The organism is Streptomyces sp. 4N124 (genome assembly GCF_052245395.1).
Classification (GTDB): domain Bacteria; phylum Actinomycetota; class Actinomycetes; order Streptomycetales; family Streptomycetaceae; genus Streptomyces.
In genome coordinates this window covers 77,184-93,788 of record NZ_JBQQBS010000005.1, presented here as the reverse complement: position 1 = coordinate 93,788, position 16,605 = coordinate 77,184, and the positions used below count along the sequence as shown (strand labels likewise).

Genomic DNA, 16,605 nt, shown 5'->3' with positions numbered 1-16,605 from the left:
CCGTCATCAGCACCAGCGTGGCGCAGGCCCGATGTTGTCGATGAACCGCGCCGCTCCCCAGGCCCAGGTGCCGTCCGTGAGGAGGTACCAGAGGGGGTTGCCCTGGATGCTCTGCCCGGGCGTCTTGCAGAAGATGGACACGACGTCGCCCCGGTGAACCGCGCGGATCGGCCGACTGCCACGAGTCGGCGCACTGCGCAGGATCAGCCGGTCGGCGGTGACGACACCCCGGTAGCGGCGTGGATCGCGATAGTCACCCCTGGCACCGAACTCGTCGAATCCATCGCCGCCCCCGAAGCTCGAGTCGCCGCCGCTGACCTCCGAGTCCCCACCGCTGCCCCATTCGTCGTCCGCGACGGCGGGCGTGATGGCGGTCGAGCCGGCGAGCGCGACGACAGCAGCAGTCATGGCAAGACGGCGGGTGAGGCGGGTGCGCAGAGACATGGCGGGTACCTCCAGGAATGGGGCGAAGCTGACTAATCGCCACATTAAGAGCGAGGGTGGGTGGTCGCGCGTGCTGATGGGCCATAGGAGAAGCGCCCCGAAGGGGCGCGACTCCTAGGGGCGCGGGGGAACTGCGCGACAAGCCACAAGCAACCCGCAGCCAACGAACAACCTGCAGTCCCGAGCTCTTGGTTCCCGGCCTCGCTAGCGCAGCGTCAGCGTGGCGACGGCACCTCCATCCACCGCATTCGCAAACGTCAGCCGCGCCCCTAACACCTCCGCCTGCCCCAACGCAATCGTCAACCCCAGCCCATGCCCCCGGGTCCCACCCTCCGTACGAAACCGCTGCGGCCCATGCGCGAGCAGATACTCCGGATAGCCGTCCCCATGGTCCCGGACGCTGACCACCGGCCCATTCACCGTGAGAACAACCGGCGGCCGCCCATGCCGGTGCGCATTGGCGACCAGATTGCCCAGCACCCGCTCCAGGCGCCGCCGGTCCGTCTCCACCCGGGCATCCCGGACGATCCTGACCTCCGTGTCGTTCCCGGCCGCCCGCACCACCCGTTCCGCCAGCGCCCCCAACTGCTCGGTGTCCAGGTCGAGCCGCTCCCGCCCTGTGTCGAGGCGGGAGATCTCCAGCAGGTCCTCGGTCAGTGTCCGCAGCGCAGCCACCCGGTCCCGCACCAGCTCCGTCGGCCGCCCCGCCGGGAGCAGTTCCGCGGCGGCGTGCAGTCCGGTGAGCGGCGTGCGCAGCTCATGCGCCACGTCCGCGGTGAACCGCTGCTCGCTCAGCAGCTTGCCCTGCAGCGACGCCGCCATGGAGTCCAGCGCGGCGGCGACCGCGGCCACCTCGTCCTGCGGGCGGGTCGGATCCTTCGTACGGGGGTCGTCGACGCGTGCGTCCAGGTCGCCGCCGCTGATCTGCCGGGCCACCTGCGCGGTCGTGTGCAGCCGCCGCGTCACCCGGGTCACCGCGAACGCGCCCACCAGCAGCGTCACCCCGATCGCCAGCCCCGAGGACCAGATGATCGCCCGGCCGAGGTCGTCGATGGTGCGCGCCTGCTGCGAGTAGTCGACCTGTACGGCAAGTGCCCGCCCGCCGTCGGCCGGGCCCGCCGCCCACATCGTCGGGCGGCCCTCGTGGTCGGCGACCATCGTGCCCCGTTCACCGGCGACCGCCAGCTCGCGCAATGACTCGGGCAGCCCGTCCGGGTCGACGCCCATGCCCGGCATCAGCCTGTCCCCGGCCTCGAAGGCGGTGGTCGCGTCGTTCAGCCGGGACAGCGCGAGGTCGCGGGCCTGCTCGACCGTCTGGTTGGACACGGACACATGGACGAGGACGCCGAGGAGCGCGGCCAGCGTGCAGCACATCACCGTGATGAACACGGCCGCCTTCACGGCGAGCGTCCCGGACCAGCGCGGGAGCCCGAGCCTCATCGAGGACTCGCCGAAGCAGAAGCAGAAGCAGAAGGTGATGCCGATGCCGATGCCGATGCCGACGGCGAAGGCGACGGTCGTGCGGTCCGCTTGGTCGTGCCCGTGCGCAGCATCTCGTCATGCGTGAGCAGCATCGCGCGCTGGTTCGCGTCCCAGGTCCACTGGAGGCGGTACTCGTAGCCGGCGACCTCGGACGGCGACCGAATGATCACGGACCGTCCGGCCAGCTCGACCGCGCTCATCGCGTCCTCCCAGTGCATGACCCGCACCAGCCGCCCCTTCTCGACGGTGTAGACGCGTACCGCCGTCAGGGTGCCCGGCAGCTGCCGGAAGCCCAGCGTCAGATCGTCGCGCCCGTCGCCGGTCAGATCGCGGTAGTACGGCTTCAGGACCGGGCACCTGGCCCGGTCCCCGCCCGCCGCGCAGTCGGCCATCCGCTCGCCCGTCTCGTGGTACGGCGCCCCGGCGAGGTAGTCGTCCGGGCTCGCGGCGATCTCGGTCCGTACGATCGCGACCGGATCCACCTTGCGGAGGTCGCCGCCCGGCACGCCGACCCCCTTGATCACCTCGCGCTCCACCTCGCCGATCTCGTAGGCGGGGGAGGACGCCGGCGGCAGCTCGGGCCAGAGCCGGACCGGGCTGACCGCGGTCGGGGTCGGGCCCGCGCCGCGCAGCCCGCCGGTGTCGCCGCAGGCCGCGGTCGTCGCCGTGCACAGGGCGGCGAGGGCGAGGGCCCGGGCGGGGCGGCTGAGGGGCACGGCACTCCTGTGGTTCTGGATGATCGTGGGCCCCGTACACCTTATTCGCGGGGAAGTCCTTTTTGCGCGCAGGGGCTGTGCGGCCTGCGCACCGGCGTCATTCGGCCAGCTCCTCCAGCAGCCGGGCCGTCGACAGCCCCGCCCGCAGGTAGGCGACGAACAGCTCATTGTGCAGTGCCCAGGGCGAGCGATGCGTGCGGATCAGCCGGATCGCCTCCTCGGCGGAGCAGCCCCGCCGGACCAGGGTGTGCGCGATGACCAGACCCGAGCGGTTGTAGCCGTGGTAGCAGCGGACGAGGACGCTGCGGCCGCCGTCCAGTGCCTCGCTCGCGGCCTGCGCGAGCCGCATCACGCCCGCGAGCTGCGTGCCGTCCAGCGGTCCGTCCGGAATCGGCCACACATGGTGCTCGACGCCCGGGTCCGGCCCGTGCCCCGGCAGCCGGAGGAGAGTCTGCACGAGATCGAACTCATCATGGACGACGACGAATTCCACCCGCCCCGAGCTGCCCCGGAACTCGTGCCCGCCCATCCACAGGCCGGGCACGATCTCGCTCCATGGGCTGTCCGGAGCAGGTACGTCTGGCTGGTTCCCGCGGGTCCGCAAACGAGCCTCCCCAAACCCATGCCAACTCATCCCAAAGGTAACCGGGTTCTTGCCCCTGGAGCACCCCGCCTGGTCCCATGGTCATGGGGTGATGGTGCATGAGCCGACTGCGCGTCATACCGACCTGGCGGCACGGCCAGGAGCGGCTGTATGTCTGCCTCACGGACGGACGGAACATCGCCTGGTACGACCGTGAGGCGGCCCGGGTCAACCTGCTCAGCGACGACCACAGAGAGGGCGTACTCGAAGCCCTCGGCCCCTTCCTGACCGGCCCCGTCACCGTCGGCCCGCCCCCGGTGCCGACCCCCGCGGAGCTGGCCCGCCTCACCCTCCACCCGGACGACGACCTGGCGCCCAACCGCCCCGGCGAGGCCCTCCACATCGCCCTGGACCGGGACCCCGGACCCACCCACCGGCTGCGCCCCGACCCGCGCCGCCGGGCGCTGGCCGCCGAGCAGGCCGTGGGGGAGGCCCTGGAGCGGCTGGACGGCGCGGGCTGGCACGCCCTGCACTCGATCCCGCTGCCCGGCGGCGACCGCGTCCACCACCTGGCGATCGGCCCCGGCGGACTCTTCGCCATCCACACCGTGTACGCCCGCAAGCAGCGGGTCCTGATCGCCGACCCCATGGTCACCCTGGGCCGCCGCGAAGCCCGCCCACTCCTGCGCCGCCTCCGCGCCGACGCCGACCGCGCCTCCTACGCCCTGACCGCCGAGGTCCACCCCCTGCTCGCCCTGGCCGGCCCCGCGGACGTCCAGATCACCGCCCCCCTCCGCGAAGTGCGTGTCTTCCAGGACGCGGAACTAGGAGGCCTGGCCCGCCTAGGTGGCGTGCTCAAACCGGCGGACGTGGAAGCACTGCACGCGATGGCGAGGGACCGCCACACATGGGAACGGGTCTGAAGCGCCCCATAGGGGCGCGGGGAACTGCGCGACAAGCCCCCACCGGCCCGCAGCCAACCGACGACAGATAGCGGCACTCGCGTGGTCATGACGGCACAAGACCGGCGCCCGCCGAATCGAGCAGCGGTGCCAGCAGATCACCGTAATCCTGCAGCCGCGGCCCGAGATCCGCCGCCGTGAACGCCAGCTGCCCCGGCGCCGCACACTGCTCGACCTCCTCCCAGGTCACCGGCGCCGACACCAACGGCTGGGCCCGCGCCCGCAGCGTGTAGGGGGTCGCCGTGGTCTTCCGCGCAGCGTTCTGGCTCCAGTCGACGAACACCTTCCCGGGCCGCAGGCTCTTCGTCATCCGGTGCACGACCAGCCGCGGCAACGCCCGTTCCGCCTCCACGGCGAGTTCCTTGGCGTACTCGCTGACCTGCTCGGACGAAGCGGACCGCACGGCGGCCAGCAGATGCAGCCCCTTCGCCCCGGACGTCTTCGGCCACGCCTCGATGCCGTCGGCCGCGAGCCGGTCCCGTAGCCACACGGCGACCTGACAGCACTCCACGACCGTCGCCGGCGCCCCCGGATCGAGGTCGAACACCAGCCGGTCCGCCTCGCCGGGCGCCCCGATCAGCCACTGCGGGGTGTGGAACTCGGTCACCAGATTGGCGGCCCACATCAGACTCGCCAGATCCTGTACGAGCACCATCCGCGCCGGCCCCTCCATCCTCGGCACCTCGGCGGTGGAGACCCACTCCGGTGTCCCCGGCGGCACGTTCTTGGTGAAGAACACCTGCCCGTCGGGCCCGTCCGGATACCGCAGAAACGACACCGGCCGGTCCCGCAGATGCGGCAACAGCACGTCGGCGACGGTCGCGTAGTAGTGCAGTACCTCGCCCTTGGTGAACCCGGCGGCCGGATACAGCACCTTCTCCAGATTACTGAGCGCGACCCGCCGTCCCTCTACCTCCGTGATGGGCGCCATACGTCGAGTCTCACCTCTACCGGCCCCTACGGCACCCTGCGCAGTTCCCCCGAATGCCTCAGTCCAGGTAACCCCGTCACTCCGACGGCCGTTTGAAAGCGGTACTCCCCTTGAATCAAGGAGCTCCCATGAGCGCCAACGTCGTACAGATGGCGACGAGCCGCTGACCGGCCGACGACCCACCGAGAGCCCCATGAAACTCACCTCCGTGGTCATCAGCCACAACGTCGCCGACTATCTGCCCGACTGCCTGGGCTCGCTGCGCAGGAACACCGGCCCGGACATCGAGTACGTCTTCGTCGACGACCGTTCCACCGACGGCTCCCGCGCCCTGCTGGAGCAGGCCGTCGCCCGCATCCCCAACAGCCGGCTCGTCGTGCACCCGCGGAACCGGGGCGCCTCCGCCGCCCGCAACACCGGGATCGACGAGGCGCGCGGTGAGTACGTCACCTTCCTCGACGGCGACGACTGGCTGGCGCCCGGCTACTACCCCCGGCTCGCCGAGGCCTGCACCCGGCTCGGCACCGACTTCGTCCGCGTCGACCATCTGCGCGCACAGGGCAAGAAGCGCACGCTGCAAAGGGCGCCGGAGAGCAGGCGCGGGGTGCCGATCCCGTCGGTCGAGGGCATCGGCGAGGAGAACCGGGAGACCATGGCCGACTACGTCAACGCGTGGTCGGGCGGCTTCCGCACCGGGCTGCGGGACAGCGGGCTGCTGTACTTCGACACCTCGCTCAGGACCTGCGAGGACCGGCTGTGGAACTGGCGGCTGCATCTGCACACCCGGACGTTCGCGGTGGTGGGCCTCGCCGGGCTCTTCTACCGCAGGGACGTCGGCGGCTCCCTCACCAGCGTCGGTGACGACCGGCAGCTCGACTTCCTGCCGGCCTCGCAGCGGATCATCGAGGAGGCCCTCGCCCACTGCACGGACCGGAGCGTGCACCGCAAGGCCGTACGGACCCTGCTCGGCCTCACGCACTTCCACCTCAAGCGGACCGACCGGCTGGACAAGCGGGTGGCCAGACAGTTCCCCGGGCGGTACCGGGCGCTGGCCGCGTCCCTGCCGCAGGACCTGCTCCGTGAAGTCCTCGACGGCATGGACGAACAGCGCAGATCCGACCTGACCGCCCTCTACCGTCCGAGGAAGACCGCGTGCCCCCGATGAACGGCCCCGTTCCCACGGAGCCCTGTGATCCCGTCCCGGTCCAGCTCGTCGAAGCCTCCACGCTCTACGGCCTCGCCACGGTCTGCGCGGCCGTCGCACAGGGACTGCTGCCGCTCGCGGAGGGCGGCCGGCGGCTGCTGGTGACGTCCACCAACACCAATGTCCCCGAGGCCCAGCCCCCGTGGGAGGAGCTGCCCGGCTTCGCCCACCTGGCGACGTACTTCGACGCGGTCGTCTCCTGGAACGACACGATCTTCCCCAACCACCCCTCGGTCTGGTCGCCCCGCCCCGAGGACCGCTCGCTGTTCGAGCAGGCGCTGCGCCGCTCCTGGGGCATCGCCCCCGACGCCCCCGTCGAACTGGTCGCCGAGTCGGTCCAGTCCCCGCCCTCCCTCACCCTGGCCCGCCTCTTCGCCGACGCGACCCTGCACGTCTACGCCGACGGCCTGATGAGCTACGGCCCCCTGCGCACCCGCCTGGAACAGCAAGTCCTGCGCCGCGTAGGCCGGTTCGTCTACCCGGAGCTGGTCCCCGGCCTGCGCCCGCACCTGCTCGACGAGTGGCCCGGCGCCGAACACCACCCGCTGCCCCCCGACGCCCTGCGCCGCATCCTCGCCGTCCTCGCCGACGCCGCCAAGGACGAACTGGAGGCGGTACGTGAACTGCCCCAGGGCGGCGCCCTGTTGCTCGGCCAGTACCTCGCCGAGGCGGGCATCCTCAGTGCCGCCGAGGAGGACGCCCTGCACCGCGACATACTGCGCGAGGCGGTACGGGGCGGCGCCGAGTCGATCCTCTTCAAGCCGCATCCCAGCGCACCCCGCCGGCACGCCGAGGCCCTCCGCGGGGAAGCCGCCCGCGCCGGCGTCACCCTGCACGTCGTCGACCTCCCCGTCCTCGCCGAGGTGCTCTACGAACGACGCCGCCCGGACGTCGTCCTCGGCTGCTTCTCCACCGCCCTGTTCACCGCCACCACGGTGTACGGCATCCCCGCCGTGCGCGTCGGCACGGACCTCGTCCTGCGCCGCCTGAAACCGTACGAGAACAGCAACCGCATCCCGCTGGTCATCGCCGACAGCGTGCTGCCCGGACCCGGGGCCGTCGAGGCACGGGACGAGGTGCGGCGGCTGGTGGCGACCGTCTCGTTCTGCATGCAGCCCATCGCCTACGCCCATCTGCGCCCCGCCGCCGAGGAGTTGCTGTCCGCCGACCGCGCCAAGGCCGTCGCCGGCCGGTACATGGGCCTGCTCCGGCTCACCAGGCTCCGCCTCCCGGGCCGCCTCCCGGCAGCCCGCCTCCTGCTGCCGCTGGCGCGGACCTCGTTCATTCACCGACACCGCTCGACCCTCGCCCGGCTGGCACGCGGCGTACGCGGGACGGTGATCCGGTGAGCGCTCACCGGGAACGGGGTCAGGACGGGCAGCAGGACGAGGGCTCGATGCCCGCCGGGCGGGGGCGAGTTGACGGTGCTCGGGTGATCGCCCGGCAGGGGCGCGGCGAGGAAGCGTTGGAGGACGGGGCGGTGATCGCTCCGGTTGCGGCGCTGATCGGCGGGCAGGGACCGGCGGGGCGTCCCGCTCCGTCCCCCGCACCGCCGCGGACGGTGCGGCGACGCCCCACCGCCGGCCGGTTCGCCGTCGAACTCGTCCTCGGGGCGGGCATCGCGGTCTCCGTGAGCCTCGGCATCCAGCGCGTCGTACCGCGGCTGCCGCTGCCCGAACCGTCGCTGCTGACGAACATCCTCACCACGCTGACCACGACGGCCGTGGTGGTCCTCCTCGCCCTGACGGTGCTGGCCGCCGGACGGGGCGGCATGGCCGTACGCGGGCTCCTCCACTGGTCCGGCTATGCGCTGGTCTCCGCGCTGCCCACCCTCCTCCTCGCCCTCCCACTGCACGGCACCCGCTGGTTCCTGGGCGGGCTGGCCTCGGACAACCAGTTCCGCGTCGAGTACCTCACCCGCCTCACCGACTCGCCCGCGCTGGCCGACTTCGCCTACCGGGACGTACCGCCGCTGTACCCGCCCGGCTGGTTCTGGACCGGCGGCCGGATCGCCGCGCTGCTGGGCTGGGACGCGTGGGCCGCCTTCAAGCCGCTGTGCATCACCTCGGCCGCGCTCGCCGCGGCGGTGACGCTGGCGCTGTGGCGGCTGCTGGTGCCGCCCCGGATCGCCGTACTGCTGGCGGCGGCGACCGTGATGGCCGCCTTCGTCGAGCCGTCCCTCGGCGTCCGCGAGCCCTACGCCTGGCTGGTCGGCTCCGCGCTGGCGCCGCTCACGGTGATCGCGCTGAAGCTGCTGCGGGCGCCTGCCGTCCGCCCGTGGCCGTTGCTGGCGTTCGGCGTCGCGGTGGGCGCGACCGTGCTGACGTACACGATGCTCGCCGCCTTCTGGGTGTTCACGCTCAGCGCGATGGTGGTGGGCCTGCTGCTGCACAGGCCGCGCCGGTGGCGCACGCTGCTCGCACGGGCCGCGCTGACGGGGATCGCGGCGGCACCGTCGGCGGCCGTGGTCCTGCTGCCGTACGAACTGGCCGGACGCGCCGCGGGCGGGTCCCCCGACACGACGGCGCTGAAGTTCACTCCCTACCAGCAGTTGACGTATCTGCTGCCGATGACGGAGATCACGCCGGGCGGACTGCTGTGCCTGGCCGGCACGGTCTGGCTGGTCGTCCGCTGCCGCACCCGGCCCGTGGCCGCGGGCCTGCTCGCGCTGGTCGCCGGATGCTACGCCTGGTGCGTGCTGTCCCATCTGGCCATCGCGCTCGGCACCACGCTCCTCTCCTTCCGCGTCCACCCGGTCCTGCTCGTCGCCCTGCACTGCGCGGGCGTCCTCGCCCTGTGGGACCTGCTGCGGACCGTGCGCAGGCGGCATCCCGCGCGGGCCCGGACCGCCACCGGCGTACTGGCCGTCATCGCGACGGTCTTCACCGTCGCCGCCGTCCAGCACGCGCAGAGCGCGCTGGGCCGCGAGGTCGATCTGGCCTACCGGCAGAGTTATCCCCTGGACGACGGCACGGCCCCCTCCCGCACGGCACGCGTCCGGCACCCCGGCACCGAGGACCTGTGGATCCGCCCCCTGGTCCGCGCGATCGCCCGCGGCACCGGCAGGCAGCCGCACGATCTGACCGTCCTGACGGACCATCACCGGCTGCTGTCCGTCGAGCCGTACTGGGCCTATGTCGCCATGACGCCCGGCTACTCCAACCCCCTGGCGCGGCACGAGAAGCGCAACGCGGAGGTACGGCGCTGGCTCGCCGCCCGGGGCGCGGACGACTTCGTGCGGCGGCTGGACTCGGGCCGCTTCCCGGCACCGGACGTGTTCGTCCTGCGGCAGACCGACACCGGCTACGGCCTCTATCTGTTCCGCCACAACTTCCCCCGCGTCCCGGTGACCCGGTCCTCTCAGGTCGTCTTCCCCGTCGACTTCTTCCCGCCGGGGCGCTTCCTGCGGCAGGACGTCGGGCCGTACACCGTGATCACGCGGTACGGCGCCCGGTCCGGGTGAGCACGGTGTACGGCCGGGCCGGGTCAACCTGTTAACGACGCGTCAAGGGCCGGTAGGGTTCGCAGCGGTGTGCCGGGAAGCCTGGTCGGCGAGCAGAAGCAGTCTGTCTTCCGATCGGTGGTGGCCCCGTGAACGACTGGCACAGCTGGGCCGCGCTCGTCGTGTTCGTCGGCGCGTACTCCCTGATCATCAGCGAGAAGATCCACCGGGTCGCGGTGGCCCTGGGCGGCGCCGGCCTGATGCTCGCGATCGGCGCCACCGACGACGTCACGGCGTTCTACTCCGAGGACGCCGGCATCGACTGGAACGTCATCTTCCTGCTGATGGGCATGATGATGATCGTCGGCGTGCTGAAGAAGACCGGCATGTTCGAGTACCTGGCCATCTGGGCGGTGAAGCGGGCCCGCGCCCGGCCCTACCGGGTGATGGCCATGCTCGTCGTCATCACCGCGATCGCCTCGGCCCTGCTCGACAACGTCACCACGGTCCTGCTCGTCGCCCCGGTCACCCTGCTGGTCTGTGAACGCCTCGCCCTGCCCGCCGCCCCGTTCCTGATCGCCGAGGTGTTCGCGTCCAACATCGGCGGCACCGCCACCCTCGTCGGCGACCCGCCCAACATCATCATCGCCAGCCGGGCCGGCCTCACCTTCAACGACTTCCTGATCCACCTCGCCCCGCTGTCCGCGTTCCTGATACTGCTTCTCCTGCTGCTGTGCCGCGTGCTGTTCCGCAAGTCCTTCGTGTACGACGAGGACCGCGCCGCCGAGATCATGGAGCTGGAGGAGCGGGAGGCCATCAGGGACCCGCGGCTGCTGATCCAGGGTCTGGTCGTCCTCGTTCTGGTGGTCGCCGGGTTCGTCCTGCACCCCGTACTGCACTACGAGCCCAGCGTCGTCGCCCTGCTCGGTGCCGGACTGCTCATCGCCGTCTCCGCGGTCGAGACCGGCGACGTCCTCGCCGAGGTCGAATGGCCCACGCTGGCCTTCTTCGCGGGCCTGTTCGTGATGATCGGCGGGCTGATCGACACCGGTGTCGTCGACGAGGTGTCCAAGGGGCTCGCCGACGTGATCGGCACCAACGAACTCGCCGGCTCCATGACCATGCTGAGCGCGTCCGCGGTCCTGTCCGGGGTCGTCGACAACATCCCGTACGTCGCCACCATGGCCCCCATCACCGCCGACCTCGTGCAGAACATGGGCGGCGACAGCGGCCACGTCATGTGGTGGGCGCTCGCCCTGGGCGCCGACCTCGGCGGCAACGCCACCGCCATCGGCGCCTCGGCCAACGTCGTCGTGCTCGGCATCGCCGAACGCAACCGACAGCCCATCTCCTTCTGGCAGTTCACCAAGTACGGCCTCGTGGTCACGGCCGTCACGGTCGTGGTGGCGATGGCGTATGTGTGGCTGCGGTACTTCGGGTGGGGATAGGCGTGGGGTGCGGGGGCGTCACTTCACGGTCGGGCTGGGGGCGGGGGTGGGCGCGGACGTGTTGACGTCCAGGCCCGGGGGCTCCGTGAGGGCGACGATCGGCGCGCCCGGCTGGGGCGGCGGCGGGGTGGTCTGGTCCTGGGGGAGCTTCGGCGGGCTGGTCTGCTGGAAGAGGGCCTGGTCGAAGTTGACCATTTCGGTCTTCTCCAGGACCGAGATGTGGTCGAGGACGGTGTCGTTGGTCAGGTCGGCGAGCTGACGGACCAGCGAGTTCTTGGTGCTGGCGCGGGTCTGGGCGACCACCGGGAAGATCCGCCCGTGGGCGGTCCGCATGATGTTGACCGCGGTGGTGTCGAACTGCTTGCCGGTCTCGGCCTGGGAGGTCGCCACGAACTGCTGCTGCTGCGGGCTGGGCTGGTTGGGCAGCGTGATGCCCAGCTCGGGCGCGATCTTGCGGCACATCGCGTCAAGCCGGGCGTGCCCGACGACCAGGTGCTCGCCGGCCTCCTTCATCGCCGGGGTCGTCCCGCGCTCCATCGCCGTCATGCCGAGCGGGTACTCCCACAGCCCGGCCGCGCGCACCGCGACCACGAAGGACCGGTCGGCCTCGGTGAGCGGACCGTAGGGGGTGTTCGCGATGATGCGATCCTGCGAGCTGGTGGTGTTGTCGATCCCGAGCATCGCGGGATACGCGAGTGCGGCGAGGGTCAGACTCAACGCACCGCCGACGAAGACGGTTCCGACCCTGTTGCGCGACAGGCGCATCGTGCCTCCTGATGTGACCGGCCCTGACAGGAAGAAGTACGGACGGGATGCGCCGTCCAATCAGTGCTCCGAGTAAAAGTCACGCAGGAGGCATATGGCGTACGTCACATCCCTCACGTACCGCTGGAGGTGTCTGCCGTCGCGAGGAGTTCGTGGAGGAGGTGCGAGGCGGTGATCACGCCCAAGAGATGGGTCCCGTCCTTCGCCTTCTCCACCACCGCCACCACCGGGCTGCGCACCTGGGCCATCAGCGCGGCCACCTCCAGCGCGGTGTCGTCGGGGTCCGCGATCGGGGGCGGCGCCGCCTTGCTGGGCAGGCACTCCCCGACCCGACGGCCGACCAGCGCCTGACACAGCCGGTCGGCGTGCTTCTCGTCGACGACCGCGGCGAGCGTCGGGTCCTCCAGCACATACGCCGGAACCAGCACCTTGATCATCTGCGACGCCGGCAGGATCGCCTTCGGCTCACCGCGCTCATCGAGCACCAGCAGCCCCGGCAACTTGTGCTCGGCCATCAGCCGCGCCGCCTCCAGCGCGTCACTGTCCACGCTCACCGTCTCGTATCCGACCGCCAGGTCACGTGCGCGCACGACGGGCTCCTCGTCTGCGTCTGTGTCTGCGTCTGTGACATGAAACATACGCGGGGGGTGGGGGAGCACCACGGATCGGCTCCGGTGCCGGACACCGGCAGGTGGCCGGCACCGGAGCCGAGAGGGTGATGAGCGGCAGTCAGTCCATGACGCCGATCAGAGCCGGTCGAGGATGCCCTGGAGCTGCTCGACCTCGGCGGACTGACCCTTGACGATGGCGTCTGCCATCTTCTTGGCGTCGGCGTTCTTGCCGTTCTTCTGCTCGTCCTCGGCCGTGGTGATCGCGCCGTCGTGGTGCTCGATCATCATCTGGGCGAACATCTTGTCGAAGTCCGCGCCCTTCATGGCCTTGAGGTCTGCCATGCCCTGGTCGGACATCATGCCGTCCATGCCCGAACCGCCGGAGTGGTCCATGCCCTCCATGGACTCCGCCGCGGTCGGCTTGTTCCAGGACTCCAGCCAGCCCTTCATCGTCTTGATCTCGGGGTCCTGGGCCTTCTCGATCTTCCCGGCGATGTCCTTGAGCTCCGCGTCGGAGGCACGGCCGTCGGCCAGCTCGGCCATCTCCAGGGCCTGCTCGTGGTGCGGGATCATCATCTGGGCGAACATGACGTCCGCGTCGTTGAAGTCGCCGGCCTTGGCCCCCACCTCGGCGGTTGCCCCGGCCGAGGAGCTGTCGCTGCCGTGGTCCATGCCGCTCATGTCGTCGCCGTCGCCACCGCAGGCGGCGAGAAGCAGGGCTCCCGCCGTGACGATGCCGACGGTCGTGACGTGGCGGACGGGCTTGCGGCGCAGGGCGCGCGTGAAGGCAGTCATGGTGGATCTCACCTCGTGTTGTCGGTTCTCTGGCTGTGTGGGCGTACGCGAGATCGCGGGGCCGCGCACGGTGCGCGCCCGCGAGGGCGTAGCGGCCTACAGCCGCAGAACCGACAACTGGGTCAGATCAGGTGTGCGAGGGGGTGGGGCGGAGCGCCGCAGGACAGGTGCCTGGGCGAGAACGTCCCCGGGGCAGCCGGGACTGCGGGCGAGCGCCGATCGCAGCAGTGCGACGAGGATCCAGGCGGCGAAGAGGACCGCCACGCACAGCGAGGCCATGTCCATGGCCATGACCGGCAGGTCCGCGGACGGCGACCGCGCCGGATCCGCCGCGTGGTCCGAGTCCAGGGCAGCCGGGGTGTCGAGCGGCTCGTGAGCCGCCTGCGCCGGACCCATCGCCGCCGTCGACGCGTGGGATGACTCGTCCGGATGCCCCACGGTGTGCATCACGAACACGCCGAGCGCGAGCACGACGACGAGCAGCAGGTGCCCGAGGGCGCCTCCTGCTCGTACGTAACGGCTCACGTGCACTGCGGGGCCTCCTTCGTCGTCGACACTACATACGGCACTCACGCGCCCCGTATTCAATCGTCACGGGTGCAGGACGGCTTCTCCCTTGACCCGGATTCCGGTGCGGTCACCGGGCTGTACGGCGAGGGGACCGGACGCCCGGATGTCCACGGGGTCGTCGAGGCCGTCGACTGTCACGGTGACCATGGCGTCGTGGCCGTAGAAGCGCACGTCGGTGACGGTGCCGTCGGCCGCCGCGGAGGCGGGTTCGGTGAGTTCCAGTTGCTCCGGGCGCAGCAGCACAGTGCCCGAACCCGTATGTGTGCTCGCGTCCGTGGCGAGCGGGACGGTGCCCAGCGCGGTGTCCGCGGTGGCGCCGCCGAGCGCGGTTGCCCGGAGCAGGACGGCGTCGCCGACGAAGCGGGCGACCCAGGGGTCGGCCGGGCGCCGGTAGACCTGTTGCGGGGTGTCGCACTGGGCCACGCGGCCGTCGCGGACGACCGCGACGAGGTCGGCGGTGGACAGTGCCTCCTGCTGGTCATGGGTGACCAGGACGGCGGTGGCGCCGCTGAGCCGCAGGGCGGTGCGGACGTCGGCGCGGACTCCGGCGCGCAGGGCGCTGTCCAGGGCGTTGAACGGCTCGTCCAGCAGGACCAGTGCCGGGCGCGGTGCCAGGGCGCGGGCCAGGGCGATGCGTTGCTGCTGGCCGCCGGACAACTCGTGGGGCATCCGGTCGCCGTAGCCGGCCAGTCCGACCAGGTCCAGCATCTCCTCCGTACGGCGCCCGCGCGCGGTCCGGTCGAGGCCGGTCAGGCCGAAGGCGACGTTGCGTGCCACGCTCAAGTGCGGGAACAGCGCGCCTTCTTGGGGGACGATGCCGATGCGGCGCCGCTCCGGGGGCAGCTGGACGCCGGGGCCGGTCAGGACGCGTCCGCCGACGGTGACGCTGCCCGCGTCGGCGCGCAGAAAGCCCGCGATGATGCGCAGCAGGGTGGTCTTGCCGCATCCCGAGGGGCCGAGCACGGCGGCCAGGGCGCCGCCGGGGACGGTGAGGTCGAGTCCGTCGAGGACGGGCGGGGCGTGCGGGCCGTAGGACTGGGTCAGTCCTTCGATGCGCAGGTCGCTTGTGTGCGGTTCGGTCATGTGCGGTGCCTGCCGAGGAGGTAGGAGGGGATCGCGGCCAGCAGGATCAGCGCGGCGGCGTAGGGGGCCGCGGCGGCGTAGGAGGCGGTGCCGGTCTCCGTCCACAGACGGGTGGCCAGGGTGTCCATGCCGGTGGGGCGCAACAGGAGTGTCGCGGGGAGTTCCTTCATGCAGACCACGAAGGTCAGCGCGGTTCCTGCCGCCACGCCGGGCGCGGCCAGCGGCACGGTGACCTCGCGCAGGACCCGCCAGGGCCCGCGGCCCAACGACCGTGCCACGTCCTCAAGGCCGGGCGGCGCCTGGAGGACCGCGGCACGCGTGGCGGCGACCGCGACGGGCAGGAACAGCACGGCGTACGCGCCGACGAGGAGCGGGAGTTCCTGGTACAGCGGGTGGGCGTAGCGCACGGCGAAGAAGACGAGCGACAGGGCGACGGTGATGCCCGGCAGGGCGTGACCCGCGTACGCGGCCTGTTCCAGCAGATGGGCGACCCGGCCCCGGTGACGGGCGGCGATCACCCCGATGGGCAGGGCGAGCAGGGTGGTCAGCGCGGCGCCCGCGGCGGCGACGCCGAGCGTGGCCGTGGCGGTCTCGGTGAGGCGGGCCGGGTCCCAGGTCGCCGAGTTGCCGACGGCCAGCCAGTAGCCGAGCGTGGCGAGCGGGAACGCGATGGCGGCGGCCGTGACGGCGCCACACCAACTCAGCGACGGCACGAGCCACTTCCCCAACGGCGCGGGATCAGCCGGGCGTGCGGTGCCGGTGCCGGTCCGCGCGTACCCGGCCCGCCCGCGCGTGCGTGCTTCGGCGGCGACCAGGGCCACGGTGAGCACCACCAGCACGACGCTGAGTGCGGCGGCCGGGGTCCGGTCGAAGGACGCCCGGTACGAGGTGTAGATGCCGCGGGTGAAGGTGTCGTATCGCATCAGCGAGACCGCGCCGAAGTCGGAGAACACGTACAGCGCCACCAGGACCGCCCCGCCGGCCGCCGCCGGGCGCAGTTGCGGGAGGGTGACGCGCCAGAAGGTGCGCAGCGGCCCGAGGCCGAGGGAGCGTGCGGCCTCCTCCTGCGCGGGGTCGGTGCGGCGCAGCGCGGCGGCGACCGGCAGATGGACGTACGGGAAGCTCACCAGGGTCAGCGACAGGGCGGAGCCGGTGAAGCCGGCCAGGTGCGGGGCGGCGGACAGCCAGGCGAAGGCGGCGACGTAACTCGGCACGGCCAGCGGCAGGGTCACCAGCACCGCCCAGCCGCGCGCCCACGGCAGGTTCGTACGGGTGGTCAGCCAGGCCAGCGAGACGCCGAGGAGCAGACAGGCGGCCACCACGACCGCGGCCAGGGCGATGCTGCGGCCGAGCAGCAGGGCGGCGCGCTCGGTGGTGACGATGCTCCAGGCGTAGCCCGGCCCGCGTTCCAGGGCGCGCACGCAGAGGTACACGAGCGGGAGCAGCGCGAACGCGGCGGCCACCGTCGCCGGCAGGCCCAGCACCCACGGCACCCGCCCGGCCTGCCGAAGCCGCGGTACCGGGCGGGTGCGGGAGCCTTTCGTGACGGACGTACCCGTCTCCATCGGC

The 16,605-nt window shown here is 71.8% G+C and carries 16 protein-coding genes; 5 read left to right on the top strand and 11 right to left on the bottom strand.

What is annotated here, in order from left to right; genetic code table 11:
- Nucleotides 1-6: 6 nt before the first annotated feature.
- From ACTWQO_RS06835 to ACTWQO_RS06820, 4 genes are all read right to left on the bottom strand, one after another.
- On the bottom strand, nt 7-444 hold the full coding sequence (locus tag ACTWQO_RS06835) for an SH3 domain-containing protein (protein WP_443236312.1): 438 nt from the start codon (nt 442-444) through the stop codon (nt 7-9).
- A 204-nt stretch (nt 445-648) separates the two neighbouring features.
- Nucleotides 649-1,884, bottom strand: coding sequence for an ATP-binding protein (locus ACTWQO_RS06830; protein ID WP_443236311.1), 1,236 nt, complete (start codon nt 1,882-1,884; stop codon nt 649-651).
- Nucleotides 1,881-2,642 (bottom strand): hypothetical protein, encoded by a 762-nt coding sequence (locus tag ACTWQO_RS06825; RefSeq protein ID WP_443236310.1) that lies wholly within the window; start codon nt 2,640-2,642, stop codon nt 1,881-1,883. The genes ACTWQO_RS06830 and ACTWQO_RS06825 overlap by 4 nt, the downstream gene beginning before the upstream one ends.
- A 97-nt stretch (nt 2,643-2,739) precedes the next feature.
- A complete protein-coding gene (locus tag ACTWQO_RS06820; protein WP_443236309.1) occupies nt 2,740-3,246 on the bottom strand; it encodes a protein-tyrosine phosphatase family protein in 507 nt (168 codons plus the stop codon).
- A 98-nt stretch (nt 3,247-3,344) separates the two neighbouring features.
- Here ACTWQO_RS06820 and ACTWQO_RS06815 point away from each other — a divergent pair, with 98 nt between their 5' ends.
- Nucleotides 3,345-4,148 (top strand): nuclease-related domain-containing protein, encoded by an 804-nt coding sequence (locus tag ACTWQO_RS06815; protein ID WP_443236308.1) that lies wholly within the window; start codon nt 3,345-3,347, stop codon nt 4,146-4,148.
- An 85-nt stretch (nt 4,149-4,233) separates the two neighbouring features.
- Here ACTWQO_RS06815 and ligD read toward each other — a convergent pair whose 3' ends face one another.
- Nucleotides 4,234-5,118, bottom strand: a complete 885-nt coding sequence (gene ligD / locus ACTWQO_RS06810) for a non-homologous end-joining DNA ligase (protein ID WP_443236307.1) — start codon at nt 5,116-5,118, stop codon at nt 4,234-4,236.
- A gap of 193 nt (nt 5,119-5,311) precedes the next feature.
- Here ligD and ACTWQO_RS06805 point away from each other — a divergent pair, with 193 nt between their 5' ends.
- The 4 genes from ACTWQO_RS06805 (at nt 5,312) to ACTWQO_RS06790 (ending at nt 11,212) form a co-directional block, all read left to right on the top strand.
- The gene (locus tag ACTWQO_RS06805) at nt 5,312-6,283 is read left to right on the top strand and encodes a glycosyltransferase family 2 protein (protein WP_443236306.1); all 972 of its coding nucleotides are present in this window, start codon (nt 5,312-5,314) and stop codon (nt 6,281-6,283) included.
- Entirely contained in the window at nt 6,280-7,671 is a 1,392-nt protein-coding gene (locus ACTWQO_RS06800; protein ID WP_443236451.1) for a polysialyltransferase family glycosyltransferase, read from the top strand. The genes ACTWQO_RS06805 and ACTWQO_RS06800 overlap by 4 nt, the downstream gene beginning before the upstream one ends.
- Complete coding sequence (locus ACTWQO_RS06795) at nt 7,668-9,785, top strand: arabinofuranosyltransferase (RefSeq protein ID WP_443236305.1); 2,118 nt, start codon at nt 7,668-7,670, stop codon at nt 9,783-9,785. The genes ACTWQO_RS06800 and ACTWQO_RS06795 overlap by 4 nt, the downstream gene beginning before the upstream one ends.
- A gap of 128 nt (nt 9,786-9,913) precedes the next feature.
- Entirely contained in the window at nt 9,914-11,212 is a 1,299-nt protein-coding gene (locus ACTWQO_RS06790) for an SLC13 family permease (protein ID WP_443236304.1), read from the top strand.
- Between the two features lie 18 nt (nt 11,213-11,230).
- On the opposite strand, the gene ACTWQO_RS06785 is transcribed toward ACTWQO_RS06790, so the two are convergent.
- From ACTWQO_RS06785 to ACTWQO_RS06760, 6 genes are all read right to left on the bottom strand, one after another.
- On the bottom strand, nt 11,231-11,977 hold the full coding sequence (locus ACTWQO_RS06785) for a DUF4142 domain-containing protein (RefSeq protein WP_443236303.1): 747 nt from the start codon (nt 11,975-11,977) through the stop codon (nt 11,231-11,233).
- A 113-nt stretch (nt 11,978-12,090) separates the two neighbouring features.
- A complete protein-coding gene (locus tag ACTWQO_RS06780; RefSeq protein WP_443236302.1) occupies nt 12,091-12,567 on the bottom strand; it encodes a CBS domain-containing protein in 477 nt (158 codons plus the stop codon).
- 156 nt (nt 12,568-12,723) lie between these two features.
- Entirely contained in the window at nt 12,724-13,383 is a 660-nt protein-coding gene (locus tag ACTWQO_RS06775; RefSeq protein WP_443236301.1) for a DUF305 domain-containing protein, read from the bottom strand.
- A gap of 96 nt (nt 13,384-13,479) precedes the next feature.
- Complete coding sequence (locus tag ACTWQO_RS06770) at nt 13,480-13,914, bottom strand: DUF6153 family protein (RefSeq protein ID WP_443236300.1); 435 nt, start codon at nt 13,912-13,914, stop codon at nt 13,480-13,482.
- Between the two features lie 60 nt (nt 13,915-13,974).
- On the bottom strand, nt 13,975-15,036 hold the full coding sequence (locus ACTWQO_RS06765; protein WP_443236299.1) for an ABC transporter ATP-binding protein: 1,062 nt from the start codon (nt 15,034-15,036) through the stop codon (nt 13,975-13,977).
- Nucleotides 15,033-16,601, bottom strand: coding sequence for an ABC transporter permease (locus tag ACTWQO_RS06760; RefSeq protein WP_443236298.1), 1,569 nt, complete (start codon nt 16,599-16,601; stop codon nt 15,033-15,035). Before ACTWQO_RS06760 ends, ACTWQO_RS06765 begins: the two co-directional genes overlap by 4 nt.
- Nucleotides 16,602-16,605: the final 4 nt, after the last annotated feature.

Bases quoted from the DNA above. Each gene is read 5' to 3' on its own strand.
- ACTWQO_RS06835 (WP_443236312.1), bottom strand. From the start codon at position 444: ATGTCTCTGCGCACCCGCCTCACCCGCCGTCTTGCCATGACTGCTGCT.
- ACTWQO_RS06830 (WP_443236311.1), bottom strand. From the start codon at position 1,884: ATGAGGCTCGGGCTCCCGCGCTGGTCCGGGACGCTCGCCGTGAAGGCG.
- ACTWQO_RS06815 (WP_443236308.1), top strand. From the start codon at position 3,345: ATGAGCCGACTGCGCGTCATACCGACCTGGCGGCACGGCCAGGAGCGG.
- ligD (WP_443236307.1), bottom strand. From the start codon at position 5,118: ATGGCGCCCATCACGGAGGTAGAGGGACGGCGGGTCGCGCTCAGTAAT.
- ACTWQO_RS06805 (WP_443236306.1), top strand. From the start codon at position 5,312: ATGAAACTCACCTCCGTGGTCATCAGCCACAACGTCGCCGACTATCTG.
- ACTWQO_RS06800 (WP_443236451.1), top strand. From the start codon at position 6,280: ATGAACGGCCCCGTTCCCACGGAGCCCTGTGATCCCGTCCCGGTCCAG.
- ACTWQO_RS06785 (WP_443236303.1), bottom strand. From the start codon at position 11,977: ATGCGCCTGTCGCGCAACAGGGTCGGAACCGTCTTCGTCGGCGGTGCG.
- ACTWQO_RS06775 (WP_443236301.1), bottom strand. From the start codon at position 13,383: ATGACTGCCTTCACGCGCGCCCTGCGCCGCAAGCCCGTCCGCCACGTC.
- ACTWQO_RS06765 (WP_443236299.1), bottom strand. From the start codon at position 15,036: ATGACCGAACCGCACACAAGCGACCTGCGCATCGAAGGACTGACCCAG.
- ACTWQO_RS06760 (WP_443236298.1), bottom strand. From the start codon at position 16,601: ATGGAGACGGGTACGTCCGTCACGAAAGGCTCCCGCACCCGCCCGGTA.